12 protein-coding genes are annotated in these 12,004 nt (G+C 62.8%); 3 read left to right on the forward strand and 9 right to left on the reverse strand.

Going from position 1 to position 12,004, the window contains the following annotated elements:
• Window positions 1-269: 269 nt before the first annotated feature.
• The gene (locus EPN59_RS15095; RefSeq protein WP_293034812.1) at window positions 270-1,595 is read left to right on the forward strand and encodes an MFS transporter; all 1,326 of its coding nucleotides are present in this window, start codon (window positions 270-272) and stop codon (window positions 1,593-1,595) included.
• Window positions 1,596-1,711: 116 nt separating this feature from the next.
• Here EPN59_RS15095 and EPN59_RS15100 read toward each other — a convergent pair whose 3' ends face one another.
• Window positions 1,712-2,521: an SDR family oxidoreductase gene (locus EPN59_RS15100; RefSeq protein ID WP_293034794.1), complete on the reverse strand. Its 810-nt coding sequence runs from the start codon at window positions 2,519-2,521 to the stop codon at window positions 1,712-1,714.
• 119 nt (window positions 2,522-2,640) lie between these two features.
• Here EPN59_RS15100 and EPN59_RS15105 point away from each other — a divergent pair, with 119 nt between their 5' ends.
• Window positions 2,641-3,588, forward strand: a complete 948-nt coding sequence (locus tag EPN59_RS15105) for a GlxA family transcriptional regulator (RefSeq protein WP_293034796.1) — start codon at window positions 2,641-2,643, stop codon at window positions 3,586-3,588.
• A gap of 53 nt (window positions 3,589-3,641) precedes the next feature.
• Here the strand turns inward: EPN59_RS15105 and EPN59_RS15110 are convergent, their stop codons facing one another.
• The 5 genes from EPN59_RS15110 to EPN59_RS15130 all read right to left on the reverse strand — a co-directional run bounded on the left by EPN59_RS15110 (window position 3,642) and on the right by EPN59_RS15130 (window position 7,603).
• Window positions 3,642-4,757: an alkene reductase gene (locus EPN59_RS15110; protein ID WP_293034798.1), complete on the reverse strand. Its 1,116-nt coding sequence runs from the start codon at window positions 4,755-4,757 to the stop codon at window positions 3,642-3,644.
• Window positions 4,758-4,841: 84 nt separating this feature from the next.
• Window positions 4,842-5,648 (reverse strand): 2,5-didehydrogluconate reductase DkgB, encoded by an 807-nt coding sequence (dkgB, locus tag EPN59_RS15115; RefSeq protein WP_293034800.1) that lies wholly within the window; start codon window positions 5,646-5,648, stop codon window positions 4,842-4,844.
• Window positions 5,649-5,754: 106 nt separating this feature from the next.
• Window positions 5,755-6,009 (reverse strand): hypothetical protein, encoded by a 255-nt coding sequence (locus tag EPN59_RS15120; RefSeq protein WP_293034802.1) that lies wholly within the window; start codon window positions 6,007-6,009, stop codon window positions 5,755-5,757.
• 23 nt (window positions 6,010-6,032) lie between these two features.
• A complete protein-coding gene (locus tag EPN59_RS15125) occupies window positions 6,033-6,368 on the reverse strand; it encodes an adenylate cyclase (RefSeq protein WP_293034804.1) in 336 nt (111 codons plus the stop codon).
• A gap of 32 nt (window positions 6,369-6,400) precedes the next feature.
• Window positions 6,401-7,603: an MFS transporter gene (locus EPN59_RS15130; RefSeq protein ID WP_293034806.1), complete on the reverse strand. Its 1,203-nt coding sequence runs from the start codon at window positions 7,601-7,603 to the stop codon at window positions 6,401-6,403.
• 103 nt (window positions 7,604-7,706) lie between these two features.
• Between EPN59_RS15130 and EPN59_RS15135 the strand changes: the two genes are divergently transcribed.
• Window positions 7,707-8,609 (forward strand): LysR family transcriptional regulator, encoded by a 903-nt coding sequence (locus tag EPN59_RS15135; protein WP_293034814.1) that lies wholly within the window; start codon window positions 7,707-7,709, stop codon window positions 8,607-8,609.
• Between the two features lie 236 nt (window positions 8,610-8,845).
• On the opposite strand, the gene EPN59_RS15140 is transcribed toward EPN59_RS15135, so the two are convergent.
• The 3 genes from EPN59_RS15140 to EPN59_RS15150 form a co-directional block, all read right to left on the reverse strand.
• Window positions 8,846-9,160, reverse strand: a complete 315-nt coding sequence (locus tag EPN59_RS15140; RefSeq protein ID WP_293034808.1) for a hypothetical protein — start codon at window positions 9,158-9,160, stop codon at window positions 8,846-8,848.
• A 102-nt stretch (window positions 9,161-9,262) separates the two neighbouring features.
• Window positions 9,263-10,864: a methyl-accepting chemotaxis protein gene (locus tag EPN59_RS15145; protein ID WP_293034810.1), complete on the reverse strand. Its 1,602-nt coding sequence runs from the start codon at window positions 10,862-10,864 to the stop codon at window positions 9,263-9,265.
• A 184-nt stretch (window positions 10,865-11,048) separates the two neighbouring features.
• Window positions 11,049-11,990, reverse strand: a complete 942-nt coding sequence (locus EPN59_RS15150; RefSeq protein ID WP_293046314.1) for an endo alpha-1,4 polygalactosaminidase — start codon at window positions 11,988-11,990, stop codon at window positions 11,049-11,051.
• Window positions 11,991-12,004: the final 14 nt, after the last annotated feature.

Raw genomic sequence — 12,004 nt, forward strand, 5'->3', positions numbered from 1 at the left:
GCTCGATGCCGCGGCAAGCATTCGCTTATCTGGGTTTAAACGAAGTGCCTCGCCGTGTCGGCTCCGATAAGCTGCATGCTGTGTCGCGTATCAATGCCTGCCGATACAGCGCGTGGCGATTTGCGTTGCCTTGCGAGCGCGCGCCGCATCGGTCATCCATCGCATTCATATCTCACAACATGTAATGAGGCATCACGATGTCCATTGAAAAGTCCGCGGAAATTGCCGCCCGCTTCGACCGGCTGCCGCCGTCGCGCACCGTCTGGTCGATGGTGATCCTGCTCTCGCTCGGCGGCGTGTTCGAGTTCTACGATCTGTTCTTTACCGGCTATGTCGCGCCGGGCATGGTGCATTCGGGGCTCTTCACGCCCGAGTCGCTCGGCTTTTTCTCGGCGCTCGGGCCACTCAAGGTGGCGGGCTTCGGCACCTTCGTGTTTTCGACGTTCGCCGGGCTGTGGATCGGCGCGCTCGTGTTCGGCCAGGTGGCCGACCGCTTCGGGCGCCGCATCATCTTTACGTGGTCGCTGATCTGGTACATCGCGTGCACGGCCATCATGGCGTTCCAGACGACCGGGCAAGCGCTGAATATCTGGCGCTTCGTGGCCGGTATCGGCATCGGCATCGAACTCGTCACGATCGACACGTATATCTGCGAGCTGATTCCGAATGCCGAACGCGGGCGTGCCTATGCGGTCAACCAGCTCATTACGTTCAGCGTGGTGCCCGTGGTGGCGTTTCTCGCGTTCATTTTGAAGAACACGCACCCAATCGGCCTCGATTACTGGCGCGTCGTGATTCTCATCGGCTCGGTGGGTGCAATCGTCGTGTGGTTTCTGCGCCGCAGTATTCCGGAGAGCCCGCGCTGGCTCGCGCGCCACGGTCGCGTTGAAGAAGCGGAGCGCATCGTCGCGGAGATCGAGCGCCGTGTCGCCGCCGAAAAAGGAATCACGCTGCCGCCGCCCGGGCTCATCAAGGTCGAGAAGGGCGGCCATGGCTCGCTCATCGAAGTGCTGCGCCCGCCCTACCTGCGGCGCACGGTTCTCCTCTCGATCTTCAACATGGCACAGGTGATCGGCTTTTACGGATTCGCCGCGTGGGTGCCGACACTGCTGATCAGCCGCGGCGTGCATGTGACGGAGAGCCTTGGTTATGCGTTCGTGATTGCAATCGCCAACCCGTTCGGGCCGCTGCTTGGCGTCTGGTTCGCGGACAAGGTCGAACGCAAGACGCAGATCGTCGGCGGCCTCGCGATCATGGCGGTTGTGATCGCACTCTTCTCGCAGGCCTCGGAGCCGTCCGTTCTGATCGTGCTCGGCGTGATCTTCACGCTGGCGGCGAACGTGATGTCTTACGCTTACCACGGCTACCAGGCCGAGCTTTATCCCACCCGCGTACGCGCCCGCGCAGTCGGCTTCGTGTATTCGTGGAGCCGGATTGCGGCGGCGTTCGCCGGTCTCGCAATCGGCATCCTGTTGCATCACTACGGTGTGCCGGGCGTGGCGGCTTTCATCGGTATGGCGATGCTCGTCGGGATCGTGATGACGCTGCTCGGACCGAATACTCGCGGCCTCGCCCTCGAAGAGATCAGCCACTGAGTGTGCGAAAAACGACGCATGCCGCCGCATTCCGCCCGTTCATATGGCGGCATGCGGCGGCATGACTGTGTTGCGGATAACGTGCGATCCGCAGTTAGCGGATTGCCGAATTCCGCTTAGCGTTCTTGCGCCGTTGCAGCGTAGCGCGGCGCGGGGACATTGCTCGACAGGTGCGCCGACATGTTCCGGCGCGCGGCCTCGTAAGCCTCCCATTCCTCCACTGCGTGCAGCGACGGGATCGTCACGACCTCGCCGCGGTCGAAGCCGGTCAGCGCGGCGTCGACCATGTCTTCAGCCGACATGACGATTTCCTGGGGCAGATGTTCGAGCGGCAGGCCGCCGGTTTGCCAGAAATCGGTTGCGGTCGCACCGGGCAGGACGGCCTGGATCTGAACGCCCTTGCTGGCGAGTTCGTGATGCAGCGACTGGCTGAAGGCCAGGACGAAGGCCTTGCTGCCGCCATAGACGCCGTTGAGAATCTCCGGCGCGATCCCGACAATGGACGAGATGTTGATGATGGCCCCCTTGCCGCGCGCGACGAATCCCGGAACCGCTGCATACGTGAGGCGCGTGAGTGCGGTGACGTTCAGGTCGATCATCTGGCTCATGGCATCGACGTCGCTTTCGAGCAGCGGACGATGCGTGCCGACACCTGCGTTGTTGACCAGCAAAGTGATGCTCGCGTCGCGCTTCAATGTTGCTTCGACGGCGAGGACGGCGTTCCGGTCGGTCAGATCGGCTTCGACGATCTCGACGTTCTGGTGCGTCTCGTCGGTGATGCGGCGCGCGAGGGCGGCGAGGCGCGTGCGGTTGCGGGCAACGAGAATCAGGTCGTAGCCGCGTCGCGCCAGCCGGTCCGCGTAAATAGCGCCAATGCCGGACGATGCGCCGGTAATGAGCGCCGTACCCTGGTGAGCTTGCGTCATGATGTAACTCCCTTTCAGAGATCTTCACGGATTGCGTGAAGCGATTCTGGCTTCGTTTGACGGTGGCGGAAATGACGTATATGGTCATGATTTAGGTCATTCCTCCACGGGAGGCGGACGTGCACCGCATTGGCTTTCTTTTAAGCGACGGCTTCCAGATCATGGCGCTCGCGACCCAGACCGTTTTCGAGTGCGCGAACATGGTCGCGGGCGAGCCCTTCTACAAGCTCGAAAATTTTTCGGCCGAAGGCGGCGACGTGCGTTCGTCGCTTGGCATGACCGTGGGCACGCGGCCGTTGCGAATACGCGTTGCGGTCGATACCTGGATGGTGGCGGGCGTTACCGATCCGCTCACGTCGCCCGCGCCTGCCGACGTGCTCGCGTTTCTGCGCAAGGCGGCTGGACGCAGCCGCCGCATCGCGGGCATCTGCACGGGCGGGTTCGTGCTGGCCGAAGCCGGGTTGCTCGCGAAACGGCGCGCCACGACGCATTGGGCTTTCGCACGTGACTTGCAGAAGCGCTTTCCGGACATTCGCGTGGAAGACGACCGCATCTACATTGTGGATGGCACGATCTGGACTTCCGCCGGGATGACCGCGGGCCTCGATCTTGCACTGGCGATGGTGGAGAAGGATCTGGGTGCTGAAGCGGCGCGCTCGGTGGCGCACAAGCTGGTCATGAATCAGCGGCGCTCGGGCGGGCAGTCGCAGCACTCTGAAATGCTGGATCTTGCGCCGAAATCGGACCGAATCCAGGACGCGTTGAACTATGCGCGCAAGCACCTGAAACGGGCGCTGAGCGTCGAGGAACTGGCTGAGTCGGTGCACCTGAGTCCGCGCCAGTTCAGCCGGGTATTCACGCTTGAAACGGGCAAATCGCCCGCGAAGGCGATAGAAGGGCTACGGCTTGAAGCGGCACGCCTGATGATCGAACAAAGCCGGCATCCACTCGATGTGATCGCAACGGAAACCGGCTTTCGCGATCGTCGCCACATGCGTGAAGCCTTCCTGCGTGGATTTGGACGGCCGCCGCAGGCTGTGCGGCGCGACGTGCGTGAGTCCGATTAAGCCTCACGCGTCGCGCTTTATGCCGATTTAAGCGACATGCGGATGCACGCCGCTCAGGCCGCAGCGCTTTCGAGCGCCGGATAATCCGTGAGCCCCTTCGCACCGCCGCCGAACAGCGTCTCGCGATGATGTTGCGCGAGCGGTGCGCCAACGCGCAGACGCTGCACCAGATCCGGATTGGAGACGAACGGGCGGCCGAATGCGATGAGATCGGCCCAGCCCGCTTCGATGGCCTCACGCGCACGTTCGCCGGTGTATCTGCCCGCATAGATCAGCACGCCGGGATAGGCCGCGCGCAGCTTGCGTTTGAAGTCGGGCGCCATATGCGGGGCGTCGTCCCAGTCGGCTTCCGCGATATGAATGTAGGCCACGCCGATTTTGCCGAGCAACCGGGCCGCCGCGAGATAAGTCGTTTCCGGATCGGCATCTTTGCAGCCGTTGAGCGTGGTGAGCGGCGCGAGCCGGATGCCGACGCGGTGCGCGTCGCCCGTGCCGTCGATGAGTGCGTGCGCAACCTCGTCAAGAAAGCGCAGACGGTTTTCGAGCGATCCGCCGTAGGCGTCGGTGCGTGTGTTCGCGCCGGAATCGATGAACTGGTTGACGAGATAGCCATTCGCCGCATGCAATTCGACACCGTCAAAACCCGCCTCGATGGCATTGCGCGCGGCCACGCGGTACTGGTTCACGATTTCGCCGATTTCATCCACGGTGAGCGCGCGCGGCTCGGAGGCCTGCACGAAACCCGGCACGCTGTCTTCCGCGCTGGCGATGAACACCTTCACGCCTTCGGCCTGAAGAGGCGAAGACGATACCGGTTGCCGGCCGCCCAGCAGGCTCGTATGGCTCAGCCGGCCAACGTGCCAGAGCTGCGCGAAGATATGGCCGCCTTTGGCATGCACCGCATCCGTTACCTTGCGCCATCCTTCGATCTGGCCGGGTGTGTGAATGCCGGGCGTCCACGCGTAACCCTTGCCGAGCGGCGCGACATACGTACCCTCGCCCACGATGAGCCCGGCGTCGGCGCGCTGAGCATAATATTCGGCCATCAGGTCGTTGGCCTCGTCGCCGGGCTGGCTCGCGCGCGAGCGCGTCATCGGCGGCATCACGATGCGGTTGGGCAGCGTCAGCGCGCCGAGTTTGAGTGGCTGGAAAAGCGGATCACGGTTCATGCTGTATTTCCTGATCGGGTTTGCGCGGGTTTGCACGGGTTTGCAATTTCTTTACCGCGAACGTTCAAAACGAGTTTCGGTGGATTAGTCCCACTGCGGCGCAAGACCGTCGGGGCTCACTTCGCGGCCACCGCGTTCGAGCGCCGCGATCCGGGCCATGTCGTCGTCGGTCAGCTTCAGGGTTTGCGCGAGCAGGTTGCTGGCGAGGTTTTCGCGCTTCGTCGACGAAGGAATGACCGAATAACCGAGGCGCAGCGCCCAGGCGAGTGCCACCTGAGCCGGTGTCGCGTTGCGCTGTCCGGCGATTTCGCGGATCACCGGATCGCCGAGCACCTTGCCATACGCGAGCGTCATGTACGACGTGACGTGAATGCCTTCGTGCTGAAGGAACTCAACGAGCTTGCGGTTTTGCAGATACGGGCTGAGCTCGATCTGGTTGGTTGCGATGTTCTCTTTACCGACTACGGCGATTGCCTGCTTCGTCAGTTCGATATTGAAGTTGGACACGCCGATTTGCTTCGTGAGCCCTTGCGACTTCGCCTCGGCGAGCGCGCTCATGAATTCCTCAAGCGAGACGCCGTTGTTCGGCGCGGGCCAGTGAATGAGCGTGAGGTCCACTTCGTCGGTGCGCAGCTTTTTCAGGCTTTCCTTGAGGCTCGGCACCAGCTTTTCACGGGCGTAGTTGTCGATCCAGATTTTGGTCGTGAGGAAGAGGTCTTTGCGTGCGATGCCGGATGCCGCAATTGCCTCGCCGACTTCGGCTTCGTTGCCGTAAATCTGCGCGGTGTCGATGGCGCGGTAGCCCGCTTCAAGACCGTTGCGCACCGAATCGATAACGACCTGGCCTTGCAGACGGAACGTGCCGAGGCCGAATGCGGGAATGTTGCTCATGAGGTTCTCCGGGGCAGTGAGGGAAAGGAGATGTCGATGGAGGAATTGTGCTGAATCCGATCTATGCGAAAAAGATCGATAAACGCTAAATACATTTGAATAAAAATCAAATGTTGACCGGCGGAAGATCGCGTGCCGAATTGCGCTGTGGATACCGGCGCTGCAGGGCGATCTGCAGGAACACCAGCGCGAGGCCCGATGCGGCGATCAGCGCGCCGACGATGGGCACCGCGGCATAACTGAAGCCCGCGGAAATCGCCGCGCCGCCTGCCGCCGCGCCCATGGCGAGCGCCAGCAACGAAAGCCATGCGCTGCCGGGTTGCCCTGACTGATCGGGCTTCGATAGTTGCGCCGCGTTCATGCCGTTTTCTCCGTCATGTCTCTTCAGACTGCGCTCAGACTGCCTTCGAGCCGGTAGAAGTCGAGCGACGGCGCGGTGAAGAACGATCGCGACGTACCGGCCGCGAAGTCGTCGATATGCACGACTGTCGCCCTGTTGGCTTCCTGCCACGAGATCGCATAGATCTCGCCGGTGACGTGCTGCCACGTATAGGCGACTTCGCCCGTTGCGCCCGCGAAATCGCCTTCGGTGATCTCGTAGCGCATGTGGATGCCGTCCTCGGCATAGGCGTTGATTGCCGTGAGGCCGTCGTAGCGGACTTCGAAGGACTTGCCTGCGAACGGGGGACGTGACTGGGTAGGGTGAATCGATGCATTCATGCCGGTGGTCTCCTGCTAACTGGGAAAAGGGTTTAGTGCGCGACTTTCACGATTTCGGCCGTGCGCTCGGGCAGACCTTCGCGCCGATCGAGACGGCCGCTCAGCGCGGTGAGTGCGAATGCGCCGAGCGTCACGACCGCGGCGATCCACGGCGTATGGCCGATGCCGATGTGCGCAACGATCAGTCCGCCGAGCGACGAGCCGCCCGCCACGCCGAGATTGAATGCGGCGATGTTGAAGCCCGATGCGAGGTCGGCCGCCTCGGGTGCGAAATGACGCGCCTGCTTGACGACGTACACCTGCAGGGCGGGCACGTTGCCGAACGCAACCGCGCCCCAGCAGAGCATGGTGATCACAGCGAGCCACGGGTTGTGTACCGTGAACGTCAGGGCGAACAGCACGGCGGCGAGCAGCAGGAAGATGAGTTTGAGCGCCCGCACCGGGCCCGCACGGTCGGCGAGTTTGCCGCCCCACATGTTGCCGACCGCGACGGACACGCCATAGGCAACCAGCACGATGCTGACCTCGGAGGGCGTGAAGCCCGCAATCTGTTCGAGCAACGGCGCCATGAACGTGAACGCGATGAGCGAACCGCCGTAACCCACCGCAGTCATGGCATAAACCAGCGCGAGACGCGGCTCGCCGAGCACGCGGAACTGCCGGAGCAGTCCTGCGGGACGCGTATGCGCGAGTTGTCGCGGCACGAAGGCGACGGCGCCGGCAAACGCGATCAAGCCAAAGCCGGCGACGATGAGGAACGTGGCGCGCCAGCCGAAGTGCTGACCGATCAAGGTGCCGAGCGGAATACCGGCGACGAAGGCGACCGTCATGCCGCTGAACATGGTTGCGATTGCGCTGGCCGCTTTGTCCTTCGGCACGAGCGTCGTTGCGATGACCGAGCCCACGGAGAAAAAGACGCCATGTGCGAGGCCGGTCAGGACCCGGGCCACGATCAACGACTCGTAACTCGGGGCGCGCCAGGCGACGAGGTTGCCGACGGTGAACAGCGCCATCAGTCCCGCGAGCAGCAGCTTGCGCGGCACGCGCCCGGTCAGCGCGGTGAGCACGGGCGCGGCGACCGCGACGCTGAGCGCATACAGGCTCACGAGAAGACCGGCAGAGGGCAGGCTGACGCCGAGATCGGATGAAATCGTCGGTATCAGACCCACGATGACGAACTCGGTCGTGCCGATGGCAAAAGCGCTGATGGTGAGCGCGAGGAGGGCGAGGGGCATGACGTGCTGTCCTGGCTTCGATGAAGACGGGACGGAGTGTGCGCCCTTTACTTTTGCCGAAAAAGTCGCTTATAAAGGAAATTGTTTTGATTTGAAATCAAAAATGAAAATCACACTGGACGAGCTGCAGGCGTTTGTGAGCGTTGTCGATACCGGCTCCATTACGGCCGCCGCGCAGCAACTCGGTCTGACTATCTCCGCGACGAGCCGCACGTTGGGAAGGCTGGAGGACAAGCTCAAGACCACGCTGCTGCGCCGGACGACACGCCGCCTGGAGTTGACGGAGGAAGGGCGCGCGTTCCTTGGCGACGCGCGCGCGATCATCGCATCGGTGGAAGGCGCGGAGGAACAGATGGCCGCGCGCCGCGAGCGGCCATCGGGGCGGCTGCGCGTGGATGCTGCCACGCCGTTCATGCTGCATGTGATCGTGCCGCTCGTGCAGGGCTATCGCGAGCGCTTTCCGCAAGTCGAACTGGAACTCAACAGCAACGAAGGGATCATCGATCTGCTGGAGCGTCGTACCGATGTCGCCGTGCGGATCGGCAGGCTGAAGGACTCCACGCTGCATGGCAAGCCGATAGGCCGCAGCCGCTTGCGTATCCTTGCCAGCCCCGCGTATCTGCAAGCTCATGGCCATCCGAAGCGCGTGGAAGATCTTTCGAAGCACACGCTGCTGGGATTCAATCAGCCTGAGGCGCTCAACGTCTGGCCGGTAACGGGGCTGGACAACGAGTCGTATCGCATCGCCCCGGCCATCTGGTCATCGAGTGGAGAGACGTTGCGGCAGCTCGCGCTGGCGGGTGCGGGTATCGTCTGCCTGTCCGACTTCATGACGGCGCATGATCGCCGCGATGGCGCGCTGGTGCAGCTTTTCGCCCGCCAGACGCAGGATGTGCGGCAGCCAATCAACGCCGTCTATTATCGGAACACCGCGATTTCCACGCGGATTGCGTCCTTCGTCGACTATCTGCGCGAAGCGGTGCGCGGAACGGAGTTCGAACGGTAAATCCACCGTCGCGCTTTATAGTCACGCTTTACAGCTAAATTACGGTCGATTTACAGTTGCGCCTGTTTTTTATTGAATTGGCGCTGTGTCAGCCACCCGCCTTTCAACCGGGCAGGTGGCTTTATCTTGTTGCGGCTTTGAGCAACGCCTTCAATCTCAGTGCAATGGCCATTCCGATTGCAGCCATTGCACGTCGATGCGCAAGTTAAACCTGCGGGAGCGTGCCCCGGCTCGCTTTACGCGCTCAGGGTTTTTGCGGTGTGCTCTTTCGCGAGCAGACGTTGAGCCTGCAGGTCGCCGCGTCCAGCTTCCTGCGCGGTTTGCACCGAGGTTTCAGCCGCTTCAGCGCGCGCAGCGAGCAAGGCTTGTGCGGCGGCGCTGATCTTGACCGTATACGAAGCCTGCGGCGCAGCAGACTGTGCCGACGACGTGGTGCTGCTCGTCTTCGAGGCCGATGCAGGCTGCGCAGATTGTGCAGCCTGTTGTGCCTGCGTGCTCACACCCGTTGCAGCCGAACTGATCTGCGGGTTATTGACTGCTTGTACTGACACGATGTTTTCTCCTTGTGGGACGTCGTCATACGACGACATCACGTATAACGGTTACATCCATCGTATTCTTGATATCTATATTTTTTGTAACGACCCCGTCTCTTAAGCATCCTTTAAGTAATCGCTTTTATGGGCTCCGCGCTCGGCGCTGCCGAGCACGGCCTGCGAGATCCGGAAGCCCGCCACCGCATCCTTCATCTGCCGGGTCTGCTGATGCAGCGACATCGCGGCCGCCGCAGCTTCCTCGACCAGCGCCGCGTTCTGCTGGGTCATCTGGTCCATCTGCGCAATTGCCTGATTGACCTGCTCGATGCCGGTGCTCTGTTCGCGCGACGAATCGCTGATGTCGCCGATCATCTGCGCGAGCCGCGAGATCGATTCGGACACTTCGCGCATCGCGTCGCCCGCAAGTTCGACGCGTTCCGAGCCGCCGCGCACCTGATCGACCGAATCGTCGATCAACGCCTTGATCTCTTTCGCGGCGTTTGCGCTGCGCTGCGCGAGTGCGCGCACTTCACCTGCGACCACCGCGAAGCCGCGGCCCTGGTCGCCTGCGCGCGCCGCTTCGACCGCCGCGTTCAGCGCAAGGATGTTGGTCTGGAACGCGATGCCGTCGATCAGGCCGATAATTTCGGCGATCTTGTTCGAGCTTCGCGCGATTGCCTGCATCCGCTCGACGACGTCGTTGACCACGGCGCTGCCGCGCGAGGTCGCGTCGAGTGCGCCGTTTGCGAGTTCGCGTGCCTCGCCTGCATGCTGCGCGTTGCGGCGCACGGTGCCGGTCATCTCGGCCATGCTCGCGGTCGTCTGTTCGAGCGATGCGGCCTGGTTCTCGGTGCGCGCGGATAGATCGGCATTGCCGGTTGCGATCTCGTCCGCGCCGATGTGGATCGAATCGGCCGATTCGCGCACCGTCTGCACCGTGCGCGCGACGCTGCTTTGCATGTGTGCGAGACCGCGCATCAGATGGCCGATTTCGCTCGCGCCGTGTGCGACGACCGGCTCGTCCAGATGTCCGCGCGCGATGCGTTCGAAGTGGCGGCCCGCTTCCTCGAGCGGCGCGACGACGCCGCGCTTGAGCGACAGGTACACGCTGAACGCGAGCACGACCAGCACGACCAGAATGCCGATGCCAACGCCGCGAAAGACCGCGAGACGGCTGTCGATCGAATCGAGCGAGGCGCGGCTCGCAGCCGTGCTGAACTGCACGAACGTGTGCAGATCGTTCAGGTACGCGTCCTGAAACGACTGCGTGGGCTGGTCGAGGAACGCCTGAATATTGTTGGCGTCGAGATACTGGGTCAGTTCGACGAGCGCATCGTGATAGGCGCGATAGGTCTTCGCAATCGCATCCATGCGCGCGCGGTTCTCGTCGTTGACGGGCGGCGTGTTCGCGAACTTCGCAAACGACTGATCGGCGAGCTGCAATTGCTCGCGAGCGTGGTTGACGATGTCGGCGGGCTCGGTGCCGCCGCGCACCATCCGCGTGCCCGCGCGCGACGTGTTGATGCGCGCGTCCATGAGATGCTGGGTCGTTTCGTTAATTGCGGTTTCCTGGCGGAGCGCGACGCGCGTCAGATCGCCGACGTCGTCGTGCGTGCGCACGAGCGACCAGAAACCCAGGCCGGCGGTGACCAGTTGCAATACGCAGAAAGCGGCGAGCACGCATAGCATGCCGACGGCCACTTGGATTTTGCTGAACATTACGAATACCTGACTGAAGGGGCGGTGGAGCGAACGGGGCCATGGAGACGATGTGCCTACCCGTCGTTTACGGCGCTGGAAGCAGGGGCTTGAGGCTGGGCGGGTGCGAATTGCAAAGCGACAACTCAAACTTTTGAGGCGTCGCTTATTTTTCGAGCTGTCATTTACGGTAAATAAACCGCTGCTACCTGGCCGGAGCACACGCGGCCGATTCGCGTAGCGGCGGAATCGTTGCCTGCTGCAACGTCTGGATCGCGCCGTCCGTGATGAACGGCACGATGCCGTCGGCGGATATGCGCGCGGCAGTCTCGCGCGCGCACGCGGCATCGTCCGGCGCGCAATAGTCGATTGAAATCACCGGCAGGCCATAACGCGTCTTCACCGTGTGCGCCATGGCCAGCAGCCAGTCTCTGTCCGCCTGGGGCACATCGACATAACGCGAATGCGCCTGGTCCCAGCCGCGATAGAGCGATTCGAACGCAACGGCGCTCACGTCGTCGTGTATCTGCGGCAGCAATTCGAAGCCGCGATTGAGGATCAACTTTGCCGCGGGGTGGCTCTTCCTGATCGCATGGATGACGCGCACGATGCCGTCGCGCTGGCGTTCGCGTTCGGCGTCGCTCGACGTCACGAGCTGGTACGAATCGAGCGTGTCGAGAAAGAAGCCGCGATAGCCGCGCGCCCACAGCGGATCGATGACGTGGCGCACGAAGAACGCCGGCCAGCCTGCACGGCTTTGATCGACCACGTGTGACGCCCAGTTGTTGTTGCGGCCTTTCAGCCAGTCTTTCGGCAATTGCGCGAAGTACGGCCGCTGCGGGGTCATCTCGCCGACGCTCGCATAGGCAAACCACTGCGTGCAGGGCAGCGGATGCTCGCCCGGCTGGAATCCGCTGTCCGGTTCCAGGACCGCGATGTCGTAGTGGGCGAGCAGCGCGGTGGGCGGCGTCGTGCCGTAGAAGAACGCCACGCGCAGATCGGGCGCGATTGTGTCGCCGTCGGTGCCCGCGTGCGCGGCGGAAGCCGTGCCGAATGCGCACAACACGGCGGAGATCAACCGTGCGCCGCGCGAGAGCAGGCGTCGCGCGGACCGCTGGTTTTGAGCCTTGTCGAGGCCGTTATTCATGTGAAGAGGCCCTT

Origin of the sequence: Paraburkholderia sp., from assembly GCF_004298475.1 — a bacterium.
Taxonomy (GTDB): Bacteria; Pseudomonadota; Gammaproteobacteria; order Burkholderiales; family Burkholderiaceae; genus Paraburkholderia; species Paraburkholderia denitrificans.

Bases quoted from the DNA above. Each gene is read 5' to 3' on its own strand.
- dkgB (WP_293034800.1), bottom strand. From the start codon at position 5,648: ATGAGCAACATTCCCGCATTCGGCCTCGGCACGTTCCGTCTGCAAGGC.
- EPN59_RS15100 (WP_293034794.1), bottom strand. From the start codon at position 2,521: ATGACGCAAGCTCACCAGGGTACGGCGCTCATTACCGGCGCATCGTCC.
- EPN59_RS15145 (WP_293034810.1), bottom strand. From the start codon at position 10,864: ATGTTCAGCAAAATCCAAGTGGCCGTCGGCATGCTATGCGTGCTCGCC.
- EPN59_RS15125 (WP_293034804.1), bottom strand. From the start codon at position 6,368: ATGAATGCATCGATTCACCCTACCCAGTCACGTCCCCCGTTCGCAGGC.
- EPN59_RS15150 (WP_293046314.1), bottom strand. From the start codon at position 11,990: ATGAATAACGGCCTCGACAAGGCTCAAAACCAGCGGTCCGCGCGACGC.
- EPN59_RS15110 (WP_293034798.1), bottom strand. From the start codon at position 4,757: ATGAACCGTGATCCGCTTTTCCAGCCACTCAAACTCGGCGCGCTGACG.
- EPN59_RS15120 (WP_293034802.1), bottom strand. From the start codon at position 6,009: ATGAACGCGGCGCAACTATCGAAGCCCGATCAGTCAGGGCAACCCGGC.
- EPN59_RS15095 (WP_293034812.1), top strand. From the start codon at position 270: ATGGTGATCCTGCTCTCGCTCGGCGGCGTGTTCGAGTTCTACGATCTG.
- EPN59_RS15135 (WP_293034814.1), top strand. From the start codon at position 7,707: ATGAAAATCACACTGGACGAGCTGCAGGCGTTTGTGAGCGTTGTCGAT.
- EPN59_RS15130 (WP_293034806.1), bottom strand. From the start codon at position 7,603: ATGCCCCTCGCCCTCCTCGCGCTCACCATCAGCGCTTTTGCCATCGGC.